The following is a 22,586-nucleotide window of genomic DNA, read 5'->3' on the forward strand; positions in this document are numbered from 1 at the left end:
ATGGCGCCCCCCGCTCCGGGCCCTCTCGTCGTCGCCCCGCTCCCCGGCGGGCTCGGCCTTCGGGAGGGGGCTCAGCCCTCGGCCGGGACGAACCGCACCGGCAGCTCCGGGCGCAGGTCCAGCTTCTCGCCGGTCAGCAGGTGGTCGGCCGCGATCAGCACGTTGTAGTGGTTCGGGAAGTGGCAGGCGTCGAAGCCCAGCACGGTGCCCACCCGGTGCTCGCCGACGAACACCTCGTCGCCCCGGTCCAGCACCCCCGCCACCGCGACCTCCGCGAACCCCAGGAACCCCACCCGGTCGATCCGGGCCCCCGCCGCGGTGTCCCGCTGGTCGGTGGTCACCAGCTCGTGCACCTCGCCCGCCCGGACGCACCGGCTGGCGAACGGCTCCAGGCTCATCCCGCGCTCCGTCCGGCTGTGCAGCAGCACCTTCACCAGCGTGCCGGTCACCGTCCGCTTCGGCCCGTTCTCGCGCACCGGCACCGGCAGCTCCGCCACCCGCTCCCGGCTCATCCGCGCACCTCCGTCCGCGGATCCGCACCCGCGCCCGTGTCCGTGCCCGTCAGCCCGGCCGACCCGGCCCCGGTGGTTCCGGCCTCGGCCCGGTACGCCGCCTCGACCACCCGCAGCGCGTCCACCCCGTCCGGGCCCCGCTCCGCCGGGCGGGCCGCCGCCGTACCGCCGCTGCCGTCTCCGTCGCCGCTGTCGCCGCCGTCGCCGCTGTCGTGGCCGCCCAGCAGCCCGGCGAACTCGCCGACGATGCCCTCGTACTCGTGCCAGAGCGACTGCTTGAAGCCCTGGTGCCCGGCCAGCAGGTCCGCCCGCAGCACCGAGCCGTCCGCCAACTCCACCGCGACGTCCTTGAGTTCGCCGGGGTACGACCAGTCCAGCTCGATCCGGCCGCGCACCCCGTCGGGGCCCGCCAGCTCCAGCACCGCGTACCGGTCGACCCCGCCGCCGTCGCGCACCACCTCCGCGCCGGTCAGCTCCATCCGGCCCGCCAGCAGCCGGAGCAGGTCGTACGCGTTCGGGCCGTTGTCGGCCACGCAGCCGCCACCGCACCGCTCCGGGTCCAGGTACCAGCGGTCCCGGCCGACGTGCTCCTCGATCAGTTCGAAGTAGCGGGCCGTCACCGACCGTACGGGCAACGGCTGTTCGGCGACCGCCGCGCACAACTCCCGCACCGCCGCGTTGTACCGCCGGTGGAAGGCGGTGAACAGCGGCACCCGCCGTTCGGCCGCCAGGGCGGCCAGTTCCTCGCCCTCCGCGGCCCGCAGGGCCAGCGGCTTCTCCACGCACACCGGCAGGCCCGCCCGCAGCGCGTCTCGGCAGATCGCCAGGTGCAGGTCGTTCGGGACGGTCACCACGACGGCGTCCAGCCCGCCCGCCGCCAGCAGCTCCCGGTGGTCCGTGAAGCGCGCGACCCGGTCGCCGAACGGCTCCAGCACCGCCGCGTCCCGGTCGCACACCGCCGCCAGCCGCACGCCCGGCACCCGTTCCAGGGCGGCCAGGTAGAACCGCGAGATCACCCCGAGCCCGATCACCCCGAACCGCAGCCCGCTCACCGTCCGGCCTCCGCCCCCGCCACCGGGCGGATGCCGAACTGCTCCGCGATGCCCGCCAGTTCGGACAGCAGCGGGGCGGCCAGCGGCACCCCGTCGCGGTGCGACTCGGCGGTCCGCCGGGCCTCGTGCCAGCCCGGGTACGCCACCGGGCCCGAACTCCCCACCGAGGGCGGGCAGTCCAGCACCGTCCCGAACAAGGTCCGGGCGTCCAGGGCCACTTGCTCGGCGTCCCGCAGCGTCGCCGGGGCGATCGCCAGCGCGAAGATGCCGATGTCGTCGTCCCGCCCGGACGGCCGGCCGTCGCCGTCCAGCGCGGCCGGCTCCGGGCCCAGGCCCGCCCCCGGCAGCAGCGCGGCCAGCACCTCCACCATCAGGCCCAGCCCGAAGCCCTTGAACTCGCCGCCCGAACCGGACCCCAGCCACAGCAGGTGCGCCTCGCCCCGGTCGAACGCGCCCGGATCGGTCACCGGCCGCCCGTCCGGCCCCGCCAGCCACCCCTCCGGGATCGGCCGGCCCGCCCGCTCCGCCGCCCGGACCCGGCCGGTCGGCACCGCCGTGGTGCTCATGTCCAGGACGTACGGCGGCAGTTCACCCGCCGGAGCGGCCACGCTCCACGGGTTCGTGCCCAGCAGCGCCACCGCACCGCCCGGCGGCCGGGCGATCCGCTGCCGACCGCAGTTCGACGCCAGCAGCCCGATCATCCCGCGGCCGGTCACCCGCGCCGCGTGGTGCCCCGCACAGCCGAAGTGGGTGGCCCGGCGCACCGACACCAGCCCGATCCCGTGCCGCTCGGCCCGCTCCGCGGCCAGCTCCATCGCGGCCCCGGCCTGCCACAGCCCGAGCGCCCCGCCCGCGTCCACCAGCACCGCCGCGCCCCGGTCCGCCACCACCTCCGGCTCCGCCAGCGGATCGGCCCGGCCCTCCGCCAGCAGCGGCAGGTAGAGCCGCCCCAGGTTGGCCAGCCCGTGCGAGTCCATCCCGGCGGCGTCGCCGTAGCACAGCGCCTCCGCCGCCGCCCGGGCCCGCTCGGGCGGCAACCGGTGCGCGGTGAACACCTCGGTGGTGAAACGGATCAGATCGGCGTACGGGACGCGGACGGTGCCGGCGGCACTGGGCGCGGACGCCACGGTGGTCACGGGGAACAGCCTCCAGACGGGGACTTCGGACGAGGACGGGACGGACGGGACGGGGGAACGGGGAGCGGAGGGTCAAGAGTGGTGGCGGTGGCGGGCGAAGGCCACCAGCAGCCGGGCCACCGCCGAGGCGAAGGCGTCGAGTTGGGCCGCCTCGGCGAACTCGCCCGCCGCGTGCGCCCGGTTGGCGCCCAGGTCGCCGGGGCCGAGCACCACGGTGAACGCGTCGTCCGGCAGGTCGGCCGTCCAGATCGCGTCGCAGGTGAACGCCGGTTCCGCGTCCGGCATCCGGGGGATGCCGGCCCGCCGGGACAGCAGGTCCTCGAACTCCGGATGCCGGTTGTCCAGGACGGGCAGGCCGCGCTTGGGCCAGTCCAGCCGGGTGATCCGGGCGCAGTCGGCGGCCGTCCGGGCGAACTCCGGCAGCTCGGCGAACTCGCGGCGGAACGCGTCCAGCCCGGAGCGGACCGCCGCCTCCACCGCGGCCACCGCCCGGCGGCCCGAACCCGCGTCCCGGTAGGGGAGGTTGAGCAGCAGCTCGCCGCTGCCGTAGACCCGGTTGTGCAGCGGGCCGGTGCCCAGGCCCGCCACGCAGACCGGGTCGCGCGGACCGGGCCGGCGGCCCAACTCCCGGGCCAGGTACTGGGCGAGGAAGCCGAGCAGCACCGTCGCGTTGTGGCCCGCGTCCGGACAGTCGTCGATCGCGTCCTCGCCGCGCACCCGCAGCCGGGCGGTGGCGGCGGCGGTGGCCCGGGGCAGGTAGCGCAGGCCGGTCGGCTCGCAGAACACGTTCAGCGCACCCACGTACCCGGCCCCGACCAGCGGACGGGTGCCGAACACGCCCATCGCGCCGCCCTCCTCGCCGGACACCGCCTGCACCAGCACCCCGACCTCGCGGCCCACCCGGGGCTCCGCCGCCACCGCCGCCCGGATCCCGGCCAGCAGCGCCACCGCCGGGCCCTTGGCGTCGATCGCGCCCCGCCCGGTGAACCGCCGCCCGTCGAACCCCACCGGCTCCGGCCCGGCCACCGTGTCCAGGTGCACGTTGAACATCACCGTCGCCGCCCGGGGCAGCTCCGGACCCAGTCGCAGCACCAGGCTCGGCTGGCACTCCAGGAACCCGGGCACCTCGTCCCCGGCCTGACGTACCGTCAACGGCACCCCCTCAACCGCCAGTTCGTCCCGTCCGGTCGCGCCGCGGTACAACTCCACCAGTCCGCGACCGGCCGCCGCCCGCGCGTACACGTCCAGCGCCTCGGGCAGCAGCGGCAGCGGCGTTCCGGGTCCGGTCTCCAGCGGGCCGGCGGTGGGCAGGCGCAGCAGTTCGAGCAGCAACTCGCGCTCGTCCTGCGAGAGTTCAACGACCATGAGCTCGCTCGCCGGGAGCCCGGCCGCCGCTTCCGCTTCGTCCGGAAGCTGCGCGCACCCCACTGTCCCCGCCCCGGACGCCAACGCCTCACCGGGCATCGGTCACCGCCTCCTCCCGAGCCGCCCGCTCGTCCGTCCCCGCCCTCGCCCCCGCGTCCGGGCCCGCGCCCGCAGGTCGGGACGCCGGTCGGGGCACCGGTCGGGGCGTTGGAAGGTCCTGTGCCAGCCCGCCCGGGACGAGGCGCCAGCCGGGGGAGTGCGGCAGCACCTCGCGCTCCACCAGGGCGGTCAACGCCCGTCCGGCGGCGACGAATCCGCTGTCGGTGCGGCCGTCCGCCGCCAGGCCCTCGTGCGGCCGGGTGGCCAGGTGCGGCTCCAGCGACCACACCCCGCGCCAGCCGCGCGCGGTCAGCAGCCGCAGGGATTCGGCGAGTCGGGCGTCGCCGGCGCCGGGCAGCACGTACCGGGTGTCGGGGCCGCCGCCGACGGCGTCCTTGATGTGTACGTGGTCGACGTGTCCGGCGGTCCGGCGCAGCAGCTCGAACCCGTCGTAGCCGTACGCGATCCCGTTGCCGGTGTCGTGCAGCAGGCGCAGTCCGGGGCTGTCCACCGAGGCGATCAGGTCGAGGGCCTTCTCGGCCGAACTCCCGGCCCAGCCCGCGCAGTTCTCGTGCAGCGCGAGCCGCCCGCCGCGGTGCGCGCCGGCCGCGACGCCGCGCAGTCGGGCCAGCACCCGGCGGCGCCACTCGGGCTCCGGCAGGCCGGTGCCGTTGGGGTAGGACATCACCCGGATCCGGGTGGTGCCGAGCACGGCGGCGCGGAGGGCGAGCGCCTCCAGCTCCAGGTCCTCCCGGCGGTGGTCGTCGGTGATGTCGGAGGCCCAGTTGCCGACCCGGGAGGCGATGCCGCAGACCCGGACGCCCCGCCGGCGCAGGGTGCGGGCGAGGGCGGTGACCTGCCGGGCCGGCATATCGGCGATCCAGACGCCGTCCACCGTCCGCAACTCCAGTTCGCGCCAGCCGAGTTGCTCCAGCGCGTCGAGCTGTCCGGCCAGGTCGGGCGCGGCCTCGTCGCCGATCCCGCCGAACCGGACGGCCGTCCCGCCGGACCGGTCGGCCGTCCCGCCGAGCTGGGCAGCCGTCCCGCCGGACCGGTCGGCCGGTCGCCGGGCCACCGGCGTCCGGTTCGCCCGCCGCCGCCTGGCCCGGCCGCCCTTGCGGAGGGCGCTCACCGGCTCATCACCGCCCGCGGCACCCCGGCCGCGCCGCCACCCGCCGCACCGCCGCCGACGCCGCCACCACTGCTGTTGCCCCCGCCGCCGTCACCACCGGCCGCGATCGCCTTGGCCCGGTCGAGCAGGCGCACCACCTCGGTGTTGACCGCCAGGTCGGGGTGCGCGCCGCGCCGCCCGCCGTCCGCCGCGTAGTACCCGTAGATGTGCTCCAGGAAGCCGCCCAGCGCGTCGTCGTGCAGCAGTTCGGTGCTCTCGCCGTCGTGGTCGATGACGGTCAGCCGGGCGTACGCGTCGGCCTCGCTGCCGGGGAAGTGGCCGATCAGGGTGCCGCGGGCGAGCTCCAGGGTGACCCGGCGCTCGCGGACCGGCGAGGTGAGGTCGGAGCGGATCCGGGTCCACGCGCCGCCGCGGTGCTGGAGGTTGAGCCAGGCGGTGCCGAGCCGGGGCAGCACCTGCCCGTCGACCACCATGTCGGTGCCGCCCGCGCCGGTCACCTCGCCGGGCCCGGCGAGGGCGAGGCAGAGGCCGAGCGAGTGCGGCAGCTCGATGTCGAAGGCGGTGGGGTGCCCGCCCCCGGCCAGCGAGCGGGAGAACCGCGGCTTGCGCTGGACGACGTGGATGGTGCGCAGCGGCCCGTACGCGTCCTGGGCGAGCAGCGCGCGCAGCCGACCGGTGAGGCGGCTGCCCAGCCACTGGGCGACCACCGCCAGGTCCAGCCCGTACCGGTCGCGCAGCGCGAGCAACTCGTCCAGGCCGCGGCTGTCGGCGGCCACCGGCTTCTCCAGCAGCACCCGCCGGTAGCCGAGCCGGCCGAGGGCGTCCAGGGCGGCGACCCGCTCGGTGGGCGGGGTGCACAGGTGGACGACGGTGCGCTCCGGGTCGAGCAGCCGGGGCGCCTCGGCGAGGGTGGTCGGGCGCAGGTCGGCGGCCGCCCGGGGGCGCCGGTACGGGTCGACGGCGAGGATCGGCGCGGCGGCGAACAGGTGCGCGGTGCCGGGCGCGCCGCGCAGGCGGCGCAGCACCGGGAGGTGGAGTCCGTCTCCGGCCCGTCCCATTCCGACGAGTAAGGTCCCGAATCCGTTCGGCATGGCGGGGTGTCATTCCTTCCGGGTCGCGGCGGTGCGGTCGGTGCCGCGGTCGGCGCTGCTTCGTCCGGTATTCAATCAGCACTTCGGCGGCAATCCGGCCGGGCGTCAAATCGCTTACCCACCAAGCCATTCGAAGGGGTGAACCCGCTTGTCGGCCGGGGTGGACGGGGAGGCGGTCGGCATAGATTCGGGTGCCCGGCAGATTCGGGCACGGACCTTCGGATCCGCTTTATCCATACAATCCGATGAGGGCTTTATGGGTGCCACCACCTCCCCGGGCGTCTCCTTCTTCACCCAGGCCGAGACCTTCGAATCGCTCTGGCCCACCACCCGGCGCCACCTCGACGAACTCATGGACCGCGGCAAGTACTCGCACGGCCCGAAGGTCGAAGAACTCGAAGCCGCCCTCGCCGCCTGGACCGGCGCCCGGCACGTGATCGGCGTCAACAGCGGCACCGACGCCCTGGTCCTGCTGCTGCGCGCGGCCGGCCTGCGCCCCGGCGACGAGGTGATCGTCCCCGCCTACTCCTTCGTCGCCTCCGCGACCTCGGTGGTGCTGGCCGGCGGCCGCCCGGTCTTCGCCGACATCGACCCGGTCACGTACAGCCTCGACCCGGCGAGCGTCGAAGCCGTCCGCACCGACCGCACCCGGATGGTCATGCCGGTCCACCTGTTCCACCAACTCGCCGACCTGCGCGCCCTGCTGGCCGTCGCCGACCGGCACGGCCTGACCGTCGTCGAGGACAGCGCCGAGGCGTTCGGCATGCGCTGGGACGGCGTCCACGCCGGACTGCACGGCGCCGGCGGCGTGCTCTCCTTCTTCCCCACCAAGACCCTCGGCGCGATCGGCGACGCCGGCGCCGTCCTCACCGACGACCCCGCCCTCGCCGAAGCCGTCTCCGCGATGCGCCACCACGGCCGCACCGGCCGCACCCTGGACGACTTCCCCACCATCAACCGCCCCACCGAACTCCTCGGCACCAACAGCAAGATGGACGACATCCAGGCCGCCGTCCTGCTCGCCAAACTCGGCCGCGCCGACCAGGACATCGCCCGCCGCGCCACCCTCGCCGCCCGCTACACCGAACGCCTGACCGGCACCCCCGGCCTCACCCTGCCCACCGTCGTCGACCGGGACGCCGCGACCGACCCCGTCTGGTACGTCTACCTGATCGAGTCCGACCACCGCGACGGACTCGCCGACCACCTCGCCCGGCACGGCGTCCAGACCGAGACCTACTACCCGACGCCGCTGCACCTCCAGCCCTGCTTCGCCGAACTCGGCCACCGACCCGGCGAGTTCCCGCACGCCGAAGCCGCCTGCGGCCGCGCCCTCGCCCTCCCGCTCTACCCCGACCTCGCCGACCACCAACTGGACCTGGTCAGCGACCTGGTCCGCGACTTCCAGCACGGAAAGCAGCGCTGACCCGCCGATGACCACCACGACCGCCGCCGCCACCATCCCGTTCTTCCCGCCCGACCTCTTCGAGGACGACCGCGACCTGCTGCTCGACACCGTCCGCGAGATCGCCACCGACCCCGCCCAGCGCTTCATCCTCGGCGAACGCACCGCCCGCTTCGAGGAGTTGCTGCGCACCGACCTCGGCGCCGGAGACGTCATCGCCTGCGGCAGCGGCACCACCGCCCTCACCCTGATCCTGCGCGCCATGGGCATCACCGCCGGCGACGAGGTGATCGTCCCGGCCTTCGGCTGCGCCCCGCTCGCCAACACCGTCCTCGGCGTCGGCGCCACCCCGGTCTTCGCCGACATCGACCCGCACACCCTGGTCATGGACCCGGACGCGGCCGAGGCCCTGATCACCCCCCGCACCAAGGCTCTGATGCCCGCCCACATGTTCTCCGTGATGGCCGACATGCCACGCCTGCGCGCCCTCGCCACCCGGCACGGCCTCCGCCTGATCGAGGACTCCGCCGTCGCCCAGGGCGCCGTCCTGGACGGCCGCCCGGCCGGCACCTGGGGCGACGCGGGCGTCTTCTCCTTCGTCCAGGTGAAGTCCTTCGGCGGCCCCGGTGAAGGCGGCGTCGTCGTCACCTCCGACCCCGAACTCGCCCGCACCGTCCGGATGCTGCGCAACCACGGCCAGGACGGCACGCACCGCTTCCGCCACCACCTGGTCGGCCTCAACAGCCGCTTCGACGAGATCCTCGCCGCCTTCCAACTCCGCCGCCACCCCGGCCTGGCCGCCCGCCTCGCCCGCCGCGCCGAGATCGCCACCCACTACACCCGGCACTTCACCCCCCTCGCCACCCGCGGCATCCTCCCGCCCCCGCCCGGCACCGACGGCCGCTGCTACTACGTCTACACCCTGCTCGCCGAACGCCGCGACGACCTCCACCGCCACCTCGCCGCCCACCACGTCGACGGCCACGTCTACTACCCCCAACCCCTGCCCCACCAGCCCGCGTTCGCCCACACCGCCGCCCCCGGCGGCCACTGGCCGAACGCCGAACGGGCGGCCCGTCAGTGCCTCTCCCTGCCGGTCTACCCGCACCTGACGGACGCCGAGGTGGAGCGGATCACCACCGCGGTCCTGACCTTCCCCACCTGATCCCGCCGACGGGCGGCGGGCCCCCGCGAGCCGCGGGGCGCCCACCGCCTCGCCGCGCTGCAACTCCCGCCCGCCCGGCGCTCTCAGCCCACCGCCTCCACTGCCTCCACCGCCTCCGTCTCCCGCCCGGCCGCCGCCGCCAGCTCCGCGATCACCCGCCGGTCCGGCTTCCCCGACGCGCCCACCGGCAACTGCTCCAGCAGCACCAGCCGCTCCGGCAGCTTGTACCGCTCCAGGCCGCACAACTCGACCAGGAACACCGTCAGTTCGCCGAGCGTCAGCCCGTCCCCGCGCGGCACCGCACAGACGCACATCCGTTCGCCGAGGTCCGGGTCCGGCACCGGCACGCACACCGCCTCCACCACCTCCGGGTGCCCCTCCAGCAGCCGTTCCACCTCCGCCGTGGAGATCGACACCCCGCCCCGGTTCACCATCTGCTTGATCCGGGCCAGCACCCGCAGCGAACCGTCCGGCTCCAGCACCCCCCGGTCGCCCGAGCGGACCCAGCCCCCGTCGACCCGCAGCCGGGCGTCCAACTCGGGCTCCCCGACGTGGCACAGCGGCGTCATCGGCCCGCGCGCCTGCAACTCGCCCGGTACTCCCGCCGGCACCGGCCGCCCGTCCGGCCCGCACACCCGGAACTCCGCCACCGCCGGATCCGGCCGGCCCACCCGCAGCACGTCACCGTCCGGATCCGTCCACCGGGCATGGCAGTTCAGCCCGTCACTGGCCCCGTACACGTTCACCACCGGACACCCGAACCGCCGCAGGGCCGCGCCCAGCACCGCCGGAGACAGCGCCGCCGCACTCGACACCACGGCCTGCAGCGAGGACAAGTCCTCGCCCGGAAGCGGCAGTTGCTCCGCCATCCGGCGCAACATGGTCGGCACCGCCGCCAGGTGCGTCGGCCGCCACCGCCCCACGGCCGCCACCGCCTCCGCCGGATCGAACCGGTCCCCGTCCGGCAGCAGCACGGTCGCCCCGCACCGCACCAGCGCCACCACCGCCAGCGAACCGTACGCCGTCGCCGGGCTCACCAGCAGCAGCACCCGCGGCGGCGCACCGTCCACCGTCCCCAACACCCGCTCCACGTACCGCCCGCGCCCCCCGGCCAGCGCGTTGTGCGAGTACGCGATCAGTTTCGGCACGGCCTCCGACCCCGAGGACAGCAGGATCCGGGCCGGCGCCTCCGCGTCCACCGCCGCCGGTGCCCACCCCGGCTGTTCCGGCCACGGCTCCGCCCCCAGCACCACCACCTCGTGCAGGTCCGGCAACTCCGGCCGCAACCCGTCCACCAGCGCCTTCCACTCCGGCACCGTTACCACCGCATCCACCCGCGCCGTCCCCCACACCGCCAGCAGATCACGCCGCCCGTGCCCCGGCGTGCACGGCAACACCACCGCCCCCAGCGCCGCCACCGCCAGATCCACCGCCAACGCCCGCCGACCGGCCGGCACCTTCACCCCCACCACCGACCCCGGCCGCACCCCCCGCGCCGCCAACCCGGCCGCCAACCCCCTTACCTGCCGACCGAGTTCCGCGTACGAGAGCTCCCCGTCCCCGTCGACCACCGCCACCCGCCCGCCGTGCGCCGCCACCCGCTCCTCGAACAACTCGTACAGCCCCCGCCCCGGACACCATCCCCGCTGCACCCACTCCTCCCGCAGCCCCCGCCCCACCCGGTCGGGAAACTCCACCCCAGCCACCGAAACCCACGTCACAGCCACCACTCCCGTCATCCGTTGATCCGCCGAACCCATCGCCAACCCGCTCCCCGCCACTGCCCCCGGACGCTCGCCCTTCCGACGCCGCCCCCGCTCACGTCCCGAACTCCCACGGCGCGCGGACGAACGCACACCCGTCCGCCCCGAACTCCAGCGCCGCCGCCACCCGCGGGTCCCGCGCCAGGACGGCCAGATCCGTGCACACCGCCACCCCGCCCTCGCCACCCGCCCCGACCGCCCCGCCCGCCCGGTTCGCCGCCCCGCACAGCAGCCGCGCCGCCGACAGCAGCGAGGACTCGACGCGCTGCGCCCGCCCGGTCCGCTCGCGGGCCTCCAGGGCCGCCACCGTCCCCGCCGCGCAGACCAGCCCGCCCAGCACGTCGCAGACGGTCAGCAGGGTGGGCCGCGGCGGCAGCCCGTCCGGCGCCAGCAGCGCGGCCAGGCCGGAGTGCGCCTGCACGGGGTAGTCGGTGCTCAGCCCGGGCCCGCCGCCGCTGGCCTGGGCGTACACCAGGCCGGGGCGCAGCGCGGCGACCGCCGCGGCGTCCAGCCCCAGTCCGGCGACCTTCGCGGGCGCCAGGCTGTGCAGCAGCACGTCCGACCTCCGCAGCAACTCCCGTACCGCAGACCGCCCTTCCGCACTGCGCAGGTCCGCCTCCAGCACCCCCTTGCCGCGGTTGAGCGCCGCGAACCGCGCTGACACCGCCACCCCGCCACCCGCCACCCCGCCGCCACCCGCCACCGTCATCGGCGGCACCCCGCGCAGCGGGTCCCCGCCCACCGGCTCGACCCGCACGACCTCGGCCCCCAGCAGCGCCAACACCCGTCCGGCCACCGGCCCTTGCACCCGCCGGGCGATCTCCACCACCCGGACCCCGCCCAACGGCCCCTCCCCGGAGCCGAGTTCACGTCCTCGTTCCGGCCCCGCGACCCCGCCCGCCCGCAGCCGCCACGGCATCCCGCCCAGGACGGCCGGTCGCGCCGCCACCACCGTCAACTCCACCCCGCACTCGGCCGCGACCCGCACCAGCCGCCGGTAGCCGACCGCCCGCGTCGCCGCGAACAGCTCCTCGGGCAGCGGGCAGGAAGCCGTCCCGTACCGGGCCTGGAACGGCAGCCAGGCCAGGCCCACCACCCGTCGTCCGACGCCGAGTTCGGACCAGAACCGCAGCCAGCCGTCCGCCGCCAGGGCCTCCAGCTCGAACCGGACCCCGTCCGCCGCGACGAACGGCGGCCCGCCCGCCCCGGACGGCTCCGCGCACTCCTGGCCCGGGGCGGTCGCCGCGGCCAGGTACTGCGCCAGCCCGAACAGCGCGGCCTGCGCCACCGAGACCCCCACCTCCCGGTACGCCGCCCCGAACCGCCGCGCCCGCAGCGCCGCCAGCGCACCCGTCGCGGCCAGCACCCCGGCCGCCACCGACGCGAAGTCCACCCGCAGCGGCGTCGGCGCCCCGTACCGCCGGCCGTGCACGTGCATCACCCCGCACGCCGCCTGGACGTCCGCCTCGCTGCCGACCGCCAGCCCCAACGGCCCGGCCCAGGAGATCCGGCAGCCCAACTCGCCGCCCACCTCCAGCAGTTCCCCCTCCACCACGCCCACCCCGCACCCGCGCAACAGCCCGGCCGCCACCTCCCGCGCCACCACCGGCCGCAGCGCCGCAAGCAGGCCCGGCCCGCCACCCGCGGCCGCCGCCCGCGCACCACTCACGGCCGCCACCGGCCCGCCACCCGCGGCCGCCGCCCGCGCACCACTCACGGCCGCCACCGGCCCGCCACTCGCGGCCGCCGCCCGCGCACCGCGTACACCACGTTCGAGCAGGCCCGGAACCGCGGGTCGCCGAACAGCCCGCGCAGCTCGGCGAGTTCGTCCTCCGCCAGCCCCTCCCGCAGCAGCGCCTCCCGCAGGTGCCAGGTGTTGTGCAGCTGCATCTCCAGCTGCGGCGTCCCGGGGGCGAGCGTGTCGATCCGGGCCTCCGCCTCCACCTCGACGAACCCGGCCCGCACCAGCGCACCGGCGCACTCCCGCCCCCACCCCTGGTGCGAACCGCGGGCCCGGAAGGCCCGCAACTTCGCCCGCTGGTACCGCTCGTACAGCTCCCGGGCCCGCTCGTCGGGGACGGTGAGCACCGGCGCGTACTCGGCGTCGAACTCCAGCAGGTGCAGCACCCCGCCGGGCCGCAGCGCGGCGAACAGCCGCGCCAGCACCGCCTCCCGCTCCGGCAGGTGGGACAGCACCAGCCGGACGTGCACCAGGTCGAACGCCTCCTCGGGCAGCGGGTCCCGCACCACGTCGTGCTGGCGCACCGCCAGCCCGGGCCGGGAGGGCACCGGCAGCGGCGCCAGGTCCGTGGCCACCACCGAGCCCCCGGGCGCGACCTGCTCGGCCAGCCAGGCCGCGACGCTCCCCGCCCCGGCGCCCACGTCCAGGCACCGCATCCCGGGCCCGACCCCGCCCGCCCGCAGCCGGCCGACACTGATCGGGTCGAGCCACGCCGCCAGGCACCGGTGCTGCCCGGCCGCGTGCGCACTCCCGTTGTCGAACAGGTACGACCCCCCGGCCTCCCGCACCGCCCCGCCCATCACGCCCGCCCCACCGAAGCCGCAGCCGCAGCGGCACCCGCACCCGCACCCGCCCCCGCCGCGTGCGCGAGCACCCGCTCCGCCGCCAACCTCCCCGACCGCACCGCCCCCTCGCTGCTCGGCCGCAGCATCACCCAGTCCCCGGCGTACTCCACCGCCCGGGTCGGCCGGTCCAGGAACGCGGCCCGCTCCCGGACGGCCGCCGGCGCCCCCTGCGGCAGCCCGAGCGGGAAGCGGTGCACCAGCGTCCGGACGGTGGCCGCCCGCAGGCCGGGCAGGAAGCGCTCGGCCTCCGCGCAGACCGTCTCCACCACCCGCTCGTCCGGTTCGCCCAGCAACTCGGGGGAGACCCACGGCGAGGCGAACACGCTGACCAGCCCCTTCCCCGCGGGTGCCCGCCCGTCCGCCTTCAGGTGGTCGAGGATCAGCCCGGTGCAGACCCGGCTCTCGCTCTCCGGCACCGACATCGCGTAGCTCGGCGCCCCGGTCGGGCTGGGCAGCGGCCGGTCCAGTAGGCAGGCCACCTTGAGCATCGGCGCGTACGTGCTCGCCGCCAGGTACGGCCGCTCCCCGTCCGGGAGGTCGTCCCCGCGCAACTCCAGCGCCAGCGGCGCGGGCACCGCCAGCACCACCTGCCGGGCCCGCACCCGCGTCCCGTCCGCGAACTCCACCCGCGCGCCGGCCGCCCCCGGGCCCGTGCCCGTCTCCTCCCGGACGGCGACCACCCGCCGCCCCAGCTCCACCGGCAGCCGCTCGGCCAGCCGGCGGGCCAGCGTGTCCATCCCGTCCCGGTAGGTCATCCAGCGCGCCCCGGCCCCGCCCACCGACAGCAGGGTGGCCACCATCGGGGCGACGGCCGAGCTCTCCGGCCGCCAGCCGAAGCAGTGGCTGGAGAGCGGCTGCAGCATCGCGGCGAGCAGTTCCTCCCGCCCCGCCGAGCCGGCGCAGTACTCGCTCAGCGTGGCGTCCCGGCTGGGCGCGGTCTCCGGCCGGTCGGGGTCGAACCCCCGCCAGGCGGTGCCGAGTTCGGCGACGAAGCGCAGCCACGCCCAGCGCCCCCGCCAGGACAGACCGGCGCCGGTCAGCAGGCCCTTCGGGTGCCCGAGGTGGGCGTGCGCCCGTCCGTGCCGCCACAGCGCGAACCCGGGTTCGATCACCGGCACCTCGGACTCCGGCACGCCCACCGCCCGGATCAGCTCCCAGGTCGCCTCGTACCCGGCCCCGGCGATGGTCTCCGCGCCCTCGTCTAGCAGCCACCCGTCCACCCGGCTGGAGGCCATCCGCCCGCCGACCCGGTCGCCCCCCTCGAAGACCCGCACCGACCGCCCGGCCGCCACCAGGTGGTGCGCCGCGGTCAGTCCGGCGATCCCCGCCCCGACCACCGCGACATCGACCTCGCCCGAACCGCCCGCCGCGTCCCGGCCGTCTTCCGCGCCCACTGCGTCCTCCGCCCTCGTCACGTCAACTCCCGCCCTTCCCCGCCGCGTTCACGTCCACTGCCCGGTCCCGATCCCGGCACTGCCGGCCAGCACCCGGGCCCGCAGCTCGTGCCGCCGCACCTTCCCGGTGGCGGTCCGCGGCACCGCGTCCCAGCCGACCACCAGCGGTTCGGCCAGCGGCGGCAGGTCGCGCACCGCGTCCCGCCAGCGCGCCGGGTCGAGCCCGCCGTCCGCGGTGACCAGCACCGGTTGCGGGCGGCCGTCGGCCACCGACAGCAGGACGGCCTCCTCGACGTCGGGGAGCCGTTCGTGCAGCACGTCCTCGATCTCGACGCAGCTCATCCCGGGCACCATGTCGACCTCCCGGTCGAGCACCAGGACCCGGCCGTCGCGGGTGCGCACCCCGAGGTCCCCGGTGTTGAACCAGCCGCGGTCGAGCTTGCGCCCCCACCGCTCCGGCTCGCCCAGGTAGCCGAGGCAGAGCGCCCCGGTGCGGGCGTACAGCATCCCGGTCTCGCCGGGCGGCACCGTCCGGCCGGGCCGGGCCGGGTCGGCGACCTTCACCCGCACCCACCCGGGCACCGGCCGCCCCAGGTCGCGGGTGGTGGGGTGCCGCCCGGCAGGCTCGGTCAGCGCCCCGCGGGTCAGGAACCGGAAGCTCAGCGGCCCGGTCTCGCTCTGCCCCCACCCCTGCATCCAGAGCGGATGCCGCCGCCGGGTGGCGTCCAGGAAGGTCCGCACGGTCGGCGGGTGCACCGCGTCGAAGGTCGAGATGAACAGCCGCACGTCCCGGAACGGGTTCGACCCCGCGGACCCCGCGGACCCCGCCGCCGGTTCCGCCAGCGCCTGCCAGCGCACGTAGCTGGACGGCAGCGCCTCCATGACGGTCGGCGGGTGGCTGCGCAGCAGCGCGGCGGCCGTCGACGGGTCCGAGTCGGGCAGCAGCACGACGGTCCGCGGGGCCCGCCAGAACGCGCTGACGGTCCAGGTCAGCGCCCGCCCGTGGGCGAACGAGACGGCGCTGGCCACGGTGTCCGTGCGGCGCACCGACAGCACCGGCCAGGGGCGCGCCTCGAACGCCGACAGCCGCCGGATCAGCGTCCGGGTGGAGTGCACCACCAGCTTGGGGACGCCGGTGGTGCCGGAGGTGTGGATGACCGCCAGCGGCTCGTCCTCCCCGCGCCCGCGCACCGCCGGCACCGGCCCGCCGCGCAGCTCGTCCACCGCCAGCGCGCCCTCGGCGGGCCCGTCCAGGCAGACCGTCCGCCCGGCCAGCGCGGTCAGTTCCACCCCGGCGGCCCGCGCCCCGCCGAGCACGTCCCGCTGGGTGACCAGCACGTCCGGCCGCAGCCGCCGCAGCAGCGCCGCCAGCCCGTCCGGCGGCACCCGGTCCGACAGCAGCGCGGGCACCGCCCCGATCCGGGCCGCCGCGCAGGCCAGCAGCACGTAGTCCCAGTGGTTGCGCTTGACGACCGCCACCGACGACCCGGGCCCGGCCCCGGCCGCCACCAGCCAGGCCGCGGTCTCCCGCACCAGCTCGGCCACCTGCCCGGTGTCGTACGCGGTGCCCCGCTCCGGCGCCAGGTCCAGCGGACGCCCCAACCGGACGTTCACCGAAGGGCGTTGCTCGGCCAGCGTGTCGAACAGCGGCCCCAGGTCCAACGGCAGCCGCCCGAACAACGCCCCCGCCCCCCTGCGCCCCGCCCCGCTGCGCCCCGCCCCGCCGGTCACAGCCCGCCGCCGAACACCGCGAGGCCCAGGTCCACGCCGATCAGCAGCGCGCAGCACACCCGGTGCAGGTGGATCCCCAGCCGGCGGGCGAGCAGGATCTCGCCCCGGACGAACCCGAGCACCCACTGCCGGGCCCGCAGCGCGATCACCGGCGCCATCACCAGCGGGAACCACCACGGCGCGACCCCGACCGCCGCCGAACCCACCAGCAGCACCGCCTCCAGCGCCGAACACCCGGCCACGAACGCCGCGTTGCCGCGCGGCGGGAGCAGCACCGCGGCGGTCCTCCGGCCCACCGCCCGGTCGCCGGGGATGTCGTTGGTGTTGGAGTACACGCCGAACAGCAGCGGGCCGAGCCCGAACACCAGCGCCTGCACCACCGCGAACCCGTCGAACCGCCCGGTCAGCAGCCCGTACAGCGGGAGCACGAAGAACCAGCCCAGCGCGGCCAGGAAGAACTCCTGGAAGCCGTTGTAGCTGATCCGCAGCCACCAGGTGTACTGGAACCCGAACACCGCCAGCGCCGCCGTCCCGGCCACCGCCCACCAGGGCCGGGCGGGCGCCGCCGCGACGGCCGCCGCCCAGCACAGCACGCAGGCCGCGACCGCCGCCCACCCGAACCGGATCGCCTGGCGCTCCGTCAGTGTCCCGGCCACCAGCGGCTTCCGGGCCAGCCGCCGGGCGGGCGCGTCCGGCCCGTAGTTCACCGCGTCGCTGCCGTCCCGGTACCCGGTGACGTCGTCGAAGGTGCACATGGCCGCGCTCATGGCGACCTCGCCCGCCAGGAACAGCACCAGCACCACCAGGACCGTCCCGGCCCCGACCCCGGCCCCGGAGGCCGACACCATCGCGGCCACCAGCGGGACGCTCAGGTAGTAGTCCCAGATGTCGAGCTTGGCCAGCCTGGCGTACGCCCGCCAGGGGATCGGGGCCGCCTCGGAGGCAGCGGGAAGTGCGACGTGCTCCACGGGAAACGCAGTCCTCTCGACGGCGGCCGCAACCCGGGACGCGACTGCCGCGGGGGGCCGGAGACAACGAGCCGACCGCGCTGACGGTGCGCCAATTCGCCGCGAAGGGCGAGGAGTCGGCGCTCGTCATCATGACATAGTGCGACCGTTCGGCCGCATTTCCATGATGAAACAAAAAGCGGGCGATCAATATGAGCACATCGCGTCAGCCAATCGCCCGCGCCGATTTTCCGACCGCAGTTCCGACTGCCGGCCGGATGCCCGTCAGGCCGAGAAGCTTCCCGCCCCACCCGGCACGTGCGTCCCGTAACCCGGCTGCACCACCACCGACGGGCCGAGGCAGAACGGGTTGCCGTACACCTTCACCGGCCGGTCCGTCTGGTTGGTCAACACATGTGCCACAATGGGAAGTTGCTGACATCCGGCCGGGTCGACGTAGGTGTCCAGCGGCTGCGCCTCGGTCGAGAACACCACCACGTCGCCGACCGCCGGGCCCCCGGCCGCCGGAGCGGGCGCCGCCAGTCCGAGCACCGAACCCGCAGCCATCAGGGAAACCAGAATCGCTCGCACAATCATCCTTAATGAACAGTCAACTCCCGTGCCTTTCACGGGAACACCCCATCGCTACCGTGCGCACACCTCCGAATTCCAACGCCGCCCGCCGGATTCACCCGCCCGGCCGGACCGCACCCCCGCCCGCTCCGCGCCGACCGCACCCCCGCACGCCCCCGCCCCCGGTCCGCCCGACTCCACCCCGCCCGCCACCCGCCCGGACTACCATCGCCCCCATGACGACCCAGCCGTCCGCCCGCCCCGCCCCCTTCGGCCCCAACACCCACTGCCACTGGTGCGGGACGCCCTACCCGGCCGGCACCGCGGCCTGGCCGCGCACCTGCCCCGGCTGCCACGAGATCAGCTACCGCAACCCGCTCCCGGTCACCGTCGCACTGCTCCCGATCCACCACCCCGACGGCGACACCCGGCTGACCGTCATCCGCCGCACCATCGAACCCGGCTACGGCCTGCTCGCCCTGCCCGGCGGCTACGTCGACTACGGCGAGAGCTGGCAGCAGGCCGCCGTCCGCGAACTGCGCGAGGAGACCGGCATCCTGGCCGACCCGGCCGAGGCCCGCCTGGTCGCCACCGACTCCGACACCCTCGGCGGCTTCCTCTGCCTGTTCGCCCTCCTCCCGGCCCGCAACCTGGCCGACCTGCCGCCCTCCGTCCCCACCGACGAGACCGACGGCTGGCAGCTCGCCACCGCCGACACCCCGCTCGCCTTCCCCTTCCACACCCGGGTCGCCCGCGCCTGGTTCGACGGCGAGTACCTGCGCCTCTGAACCCGCTCCGGGCCCGGCCGGTCAGCGCCCCAGCACCGCCATCGCCGCGTTGTGCCCCGGGATCCCGCTCACCCCGCCCCCGCGCACCGCCCCGGCCCCGCACACCAGCACCCGCGGATGCCCGGTCCCCACCCCCCACCGCCCCACGTCCGGGCCCTCGCCCTCGCCCCCGAACGGGAACGCCAGGTCCCGGTGGAAGATGTTCCCGCCCGGCAGCCGCAGGTCCGCCGCCAGGTCCAGCGGCCCGCGCACCTCCAGGCACGGCCGCCCCTCCCCGTCCACCGCCAGGCAGTCCGCCAACGGCTCCGCCAGCACCCCGTCCAACGCCGCCAGCACCCCCGCCAGCGCCGCCTCCCGCACTCCCTCCGGATCCCCGGCGAACAGCCGGGCCGGCAGCTGCAGCCCGAACAGCGTCAACGTCTGCGCCCCCGCCGGGACGCCCGGCCCCAGGATCGACCGGTCCGCCAGCGAGTGGCAGTAGATCTCCGACGGCGCGGGGGAGGGCAGCCGCCCCGCCGCCGCGTCCCGGTACGCCCCCTCCAACTCCCGGTACGACTCCGCGACGTGGAACGTCCCCCCGAACGCGTCCCGCACGTCCACCGCCCCGTCCCGCAGCCGCGGCAACCGGCGCAGCAGCATGTTCACCTTCAGCTGCGCCCCCTCCGGCGCGGGTTCCGCACCGCCCTCACCACCCACCAGCCGCTCCAGCTCCGCCGGCGCCGCGTTGCACAGCACCCAGCGCGCCCCCACCCGCCGCCGGACCCCGTCCGCGTCCAGGTACCCGACCTCGGCCGGCCCCGCCGCACCCCCCGGGTCCACCGCCACCACCTCGCACCCCGTCCGCAGCTCCGCCCCGCCCGCCAGCGCCGCCTCCGCCAGCGCCCCGGTCACCGCCCCCATCCCGCCCACCGGCACGTCCCAGTCACCCGTCCCGCCGCCCACCACGTGGTACAGGAAGCACCGGTTCTGCCGCAGCGAAGGATCGTGCGCGTGCGTGAACGTCCCGATCAGCGCGTCCGTCAGCACCACCCCCCGCACCACGTCGTCCGCGAACCGCCGCTCCAGCGCCTCGCCCAACGGCCGCTCGAACAACTCCGCCCACGCCACCGGATCGTCCACCCGCGCCCGCAGCTCCGCCCGCGACGGCAACGGCTCCGTCAACGACGGGAACACCCGCTCCGCGACCCGCCCGGTCATCCCGTAGAACTCCCGCCACGCCGCGAACTCCCGCTCCCCACCCGTCAGTTCACGGAACGAATGGGCCGTCCGCCGCTCGTCCCCGCCGTCCACCAGCAACCCCCCGACCCGCCCGTCCCGCTCCCACGGCGTGTACGAGGAGATCCGCCGCCGCCGCAACTCCACCCGCACCCCCAGCTCCGCCAGGATCCGCCGCGGCAACAGGCTCACCAGGTACGAGTACCGCGACAGCCGCGCGTCCACCCCCGCGAACGCCCGCTCCGACACCGCCGCCCCGCCCACGTGCCCCAGCCGCTCCAGCACCAGCACCCGCAGCCCGGCCCGGCCCAGGTACCCGGCCGCCACCAGCCCGTTGTGCCCGCCACCCACGATCACCACGTCATAAGCCACCGTCATCCCGCCGGTCTACCACCTCCCACCCGCCCCCACCAGCACCCCGACCGCCCGACCCTGGACCCCCGGACGATCACGTGGCATGGTCAGCACCGTCAGCACCCACGGACGGCCCCGCCACAAGCCGAGCCGTCCCCGCCCCGGCCTGGAGACCACCACGTGAGCACCCCTCCGACCCCCCAGGACCACCTCGAACCGCTGTGGCGCCCCGACCCGGCCCGCGCCGCCGCCAGCCGCCTGGTCGACTTCCAGCGCTGGGCCGCCGCCCACCACGGAGCCCCCGCCGCCCCGCTCGCACCGGCCACCACCGACGCCGAGGCCGCCACCCGCTACGCGGACCTCCACCGCTGGTCCACCGAGGACCTCACCCGCTTCTGGACGGCCGTCACCGAGTACTTCGACGTCCGCTTCCACACCCCGCCCACCGCCGTCCTCGCCGAACCCGCCACCATGCCCGGCGCGACGTGGTTCCCCGGCGCCACCCTCAACTACGCCGAACACGCCCTGCGCGCCGCCGAGGACCCGGCCAACGCCGACCGCCCCGCCATCCTCCACCTGGACGAGCGCACCACCGAGCCGGTCGCCACCACCTGGCCCGAACTCCGCCGCCAGGTCGGCTCCCTCGCCGCGGCGCTGCGCGCGAACGGTGTCCGCCCCGGCGACCGCGTCAGCGCCTACCTGCCCAACATCCCGCAGGCCGCCGTCGCCCTCCTCGCCACCGCCGCCGTCGGCGCCACCTGGACCAGCTGCGCCCCCGACTTCGGCGCCCGCAGCGTCCTCGACCGCCTCCAGCAGATCGAACCCACCGTCCTGTTCGCCGTCGACGGCTACCACTACGGCGGCAAGGACCACGACCGCACCGAGGTCGTCGCCGAACTCCGCCGCGAACTACCCACCCTCACCACCGTCATCCACGTCCCCCTGCTCGACACCCCCGCCCCCGAAGGCACCCTCCACTACGACGCCCTCGTCGCCTCCTCCGTCGAACCCGTCTTCGAGCCCGTCCCCTTCGACCACCCCCTCTGGGTCCTCTACTCCTCCGGCACCACCGGCCTCCCCAAGGCCATCGTGCAGAGCCAGGGCGGCATCCTGGTCGAACACCTCAAGCAGGCCGCCCTCCACCTCGACCTCGGCCCCGACGACCGGTTCCTCTGGTACACGTCCACCGGCTGGATGATGTGGAACTTCCTGCTGGCCGGCCTGCTCACCGGCACCACGATCGTCACCTACGACGGCAGCCCCGGACACCCCGACACCGGCGCCCTCTGGTCGGTCGCCGCCCGCACCCGCGCCACCGTCCTCGGCACCTCCGCCGCCTACGTCATCGCCAGCCGCAAGGCCGACCTGCACCCCGGCCGCGACCTCGACCTCTCCGCCGTCCGCTGCCTGGGCACCACCGGCTCCCCGCTCCCGCCCGACGGCTTCCAGTGGATCTACGACGAGGTCAAGTCCGACCTCTGGCTCGCCTCGGTCAGCGGCGGCACCGACGTCTGCTCCTGCTTCGTCGGCGGCGTCCCCACCCTCCCCGTCCACCTCGGCGAGATCCAGGCCCCCTGCCTCGGCGCCGCCGTCGAGTCCTGGGACACCGAAGGCCACCCGCACACCGACACCGTCGGCGAACTCGTCGTCACCAAGCCCCTCCCGTCCATGCCCACCGGCTTCTGGAACGACCCCGACGGCCACCGCTACCACGACAGCTACTTCGACACCTACCCCGGCACCTGGCGCCACGGCGACTGGATCACCGCCACCAGCCGCGGCACCGTCGTCATCCACGGCCGCTCCGACTCCACCCTCAACCGCCAGGGCGTCCGGATGGGCTCCGCCGACATCTACGAGGTCGTCGAGCGCCTCCCCGAGATCGCCGAGTCCCTGGTCATCGGCCTCGAAGAGCCCGACGGCGGCTACTGGATGCCGCTGTTCGTCGTCCTCGCCCCCGGCGCCGAACTCGACGACGCCCTCACCGCCCGGATCCGCACCTCGCTGCGCACCGAACTCTCCCCGCGCCACGTCCCCGACGAGGTGATCACCGTCCAGGGCCTCCCGCACACCCTCACCGGCAAGCGCCTCGAAGTCCCGGTCAAGCGCCTGCTCGGCGGCACCCCCCTCACCAAGGCCGTCAACCCCGGCTCCGTCGACAACCTCGACCACCTGCGCTTCTTCGAACAGCTCGCCACCACCCGCAAGCAGTCCTGACCGCGCAAGACCCCGAGGGGTCCCGCTGCCACCCCCACGGCAGCAGCGGAACCCCTCGGGA

General features: G+C 75.9%; 18 protein-coding genes. 4 read left to right on the forward strand and 14 right to left on the reverse strand.

Going from position 1 to position 22,586, the window contains the following annotated elements:
- Window positions 1-71: 71 nt before the first annotated feature.
- The 6 genes from EDD39_RS17915 to EDD39_RS17940 form a co-directional block, all read right to left on the reverse strand.
- Window positions 72-512 carry a DUF6917 domain-containing protein gene (locus EDD39_RS17915; protein ID WP_244256775.1) on the reverse strand — a complete coding sequence of 147 codons (441 nt, stop codon included), beginning with the start codon at window positions 510-512 and terminating at the stop codon, window positions 72-74.
- Window positions 509-1,564 carry a Gfo/Idh/MocA family protein gene (locus tag EDD39_RS17920; RefSeq protein ID WP_244256776.1) on the reverse strand — a complete coding sequence of 352 codons (1,056 nt, stop codon included), beginning with the start codon at window positions 1,562-1,564 and terminating at the stop codon, window positions 509-511. The genes EDD39_RS17915 and EDD39_RS17920 overlap by 4 nt, the downstream gene beginning before the upstream one ends.
- A complete protein-coding gene (locus EDD39_RS17925) occupies window positions 1,561-2,700 on the reverse strand; it encodes an Ldh family oxidoreductase (protein ID WP_123557281.1) in 1,140 nt (379 codons plus the stop codon). Before EDD39_RS17925 ends, EDD39_RS17920 begins: the two co-directional genes overlap by 4 nt.
- A gap of 72 nt (window positions 2,701-2,772) precedes the next feature.
- Window positions 2,773-4,065: a M20/M25/M40 family metallo-hydrolase gene (locus EDD39_RS17930; protein ID WP_123557283.1), complete on the reverse strand. Its 1,293-nt coding sequence runs from the start codon at window positions 4,063-4,065 to the stop codon at window positions 2,773-2,775.
- 88 nt (window positions 4,066-4,153) lie between these two features.
- Window positions 4,154-5,296 carry a sugar phosphate isomerase/epimerase family protein gene (locus tag EDD39_RS17935; protein ID WP_123557285.1) on the reverse strand — a complete coding sequence of 381 codons (1,143 nt, stop codon included), beginning with the start codon at window positions 5,294-5,296 and terminating at the stop codon, window positions 4,154-4,156.
- Window positions 5,293-6,354, reverse strand: coding sequence for a Gfo/Idh/MocA family oxidoreductase (locus EDD39_RS17940; protein WP_208765524.1), 1,062 nt, complete (start codon window positions 6,352-6,354; stop codon window positions 5,293-5,295). The genes EDD39_RS17935 and EDD39_RS17940 overlap by 4 nt, the downstream gene beginning before the upstream one ends.
- A gap of 289 nt (window positions 6,355-6,643) precedes the next feature.
- Here EDD39_RS17940 and EDD39_RS17945 point away from each other — a divergent pair, with 289 nt between their 5' ends.
- Together EDD39_RS17945 and EDD39_RS17950 are read left to right on the forward strand one after the other, a co-directional pair.
- The gene (locus tag EDD39_RS17945; RefSeq protein WP_123557289.1) at window positions 6,644-7,813 is read left to right on the forward strand and encodes a DegT/DnrJ/EryC1/StrS family aminotransferase; all 1,170 of its coding nucleotides are present in this window, start codon (window positions 6,644-6,646) and stop codon (window positions 7,811-7,813) included.
- A 7-nt stretch (window positions 7,814-7,820) separates the two neighbouring features.
- Window positions 7,821-8,957 (forward strand): DegT/DnrJ/EryC1/StrS family aminotransferase, encoded by a 1,137-nt coding sequence (locus EDD39_RS17950; protein WP_123557291.1) that lies wholly within the window; start codon window positions 7,821-7,823, stop codon window positions 8,955-8,957.
- 83 nt (window positions 8,958-9,040) lie between these two features.
- On the opposite strand, the gene EDD39_RS17955 is transcribed toward EDD39_RS17950, so the two are convergent.
- The 7 genes from EDD39_RS17955 to EDD39_RS17985 form a co-directional block, all read right to left on the reverse strand.
- Window positions 9,041-10,654, reverse strand: coding sequence for a class I adenylate-forming enzyme family protein (locus tag EDD39_RS17955; RefSeq protein ID WP_244256777.1), 1,614 nt, complete (start codon window positions 10,652-10,654; stop codon window positions 9,041-9,043).
- Between the two features lie 121 nt (window positions 10,655-10,775).
- Window positions 10,776-12,398, reverse strand: a complete 1,623-nt coding sequence (locus EDD39_RS42095) for a CoA transferase (protein ID WP_279638388.1) — start codon at window positions 12,396-12,398, stop codon at window positions 10,776-10,778.
- Between the two features lie 35 nt (window positions 12,399-12,433).
- A complete protein-coding gene (locus EDD39_RS17965) occupies window positions 12,434-13,261 on the reverse strand; it encodes a class I SAM-dependent methyltransferase (RefSeq protein ID WP_123557293.1) in 828 nt (275 codons plus the stop codon).
- Window positions 13,261-14,700 carry a protoporphyrinogen/coproporphyrinogen oxidase gene (locus tag EDD39_RS17970; protein WP_123557295.1) on the reverse strand — a complete coding sequence of 480 codons (1,440 nt, stop codon included), beginning with the start codon at window positions 14,698-14,700 and terminating at the stop codon, window positions 13,261-13,263. The genes EDD39_RS17965 and EDD39_RS17970 overlap by 1 nt, the downstream gene beginning before the upstream one ends.
- Before the next feature lie 48 nt (window positions 14,701-14,748).
- On the reverse strand, window positions 14,749-16,380 hold the full coding sequence (locus EDD39_RS17975) for a class I adenylate-forming enzyme family protein (RefSeq protein WP_123557297.1): 1,632 nt from the start codon (window positions 16,378-16,380) through the stop codon (window positions 14,749-14,751).
- A gap of 47 nt (window positions 16,381-16,427) precedes the next feature.
- Entirely contained in the window at window positions 16,428-17,399 is a 972-nt protein-coding gene (locus tag EDD39_RS17980; RefSeq protein WP_123557299.1) for a UbiA family prenyltransferase, read from the reverse strand.
- Between the two features lie 264 nt (window positions 17,400-17,663).
- Window positions 17,664-17,975 (reverse strand): hypothetical protein, encoded by a 312-nt coding sequence (locus EDD39_RS17985; RefSeq protein ID WP_123557301.1) that lies wholly within the window; start codon window positions 17,973-17,975, stop codon window positions 17,664-17,666.
- A 212-nt stretch (window positions 17,976-18,187) separates the two neighbouring features.
- On the opposite strand from EDD39_RS17985, the gene EDD39_RS17990 reads away from it, so the two are divergent.
- A complete protein-coding gene (locus tag EDD39_RS17990) occupies window positions 18,188-18,739 on the forward strand; it encodes an NUDIX domain-containing protein (RefSeq protein ID WP_123557303.1) in 552 nt (183 codons plus the stop codon).
- Between the two features lie 21 nt (window positions 18,740-18,760).
- Here EDD39_RS17990 and EDD39_RS17995 read toward each other — a convergent pair whose 3' ends face one another.
- Window positions 18,761-20,332 carry a phytoene desaturase family protein gene (locus EDD39_RS17995; protein ID WP_123557305.1) on the reverse strand — a complete coding sequence of 524 codons (1,572 nt, stop codon included), beginning with the start codon at window positions 20,330-20,332 and terminating at the stop codon, window positions 18,761-18,763.
- Window positions 20,333-20,488: 156 nt separating this feature from the next.
- Here EDD39_RS17995 and EDD39_RS18000 point away from each other — a divergent pair, with 156 nt between their 5' ends.
- On the forward strand, window positions 20,489-22,525 hold the full coding sequence (locus tag EDD39_RS18000; RefSeq protein WP_123557307.1) for an acetoacetate--CoA ligase: 2,037 nt from the start codon (window positions 20,489-20,491) through the stop codon (window positions 22,523-22,525).
- The last annotated feature ends 61 nt before the right edge of the window (window positions 22,526-22,586 follow it).

Origin of the sequence: Kitasatospora cineracea, from assembly GCF_003751605.1 — a bacterium.
Lineage (GTDB): Bacteria > Actinomycetota > Actinomycetes > Streptomycetales > Streptomycetaceae > Kitasatospora > Kitasatospora cineracea.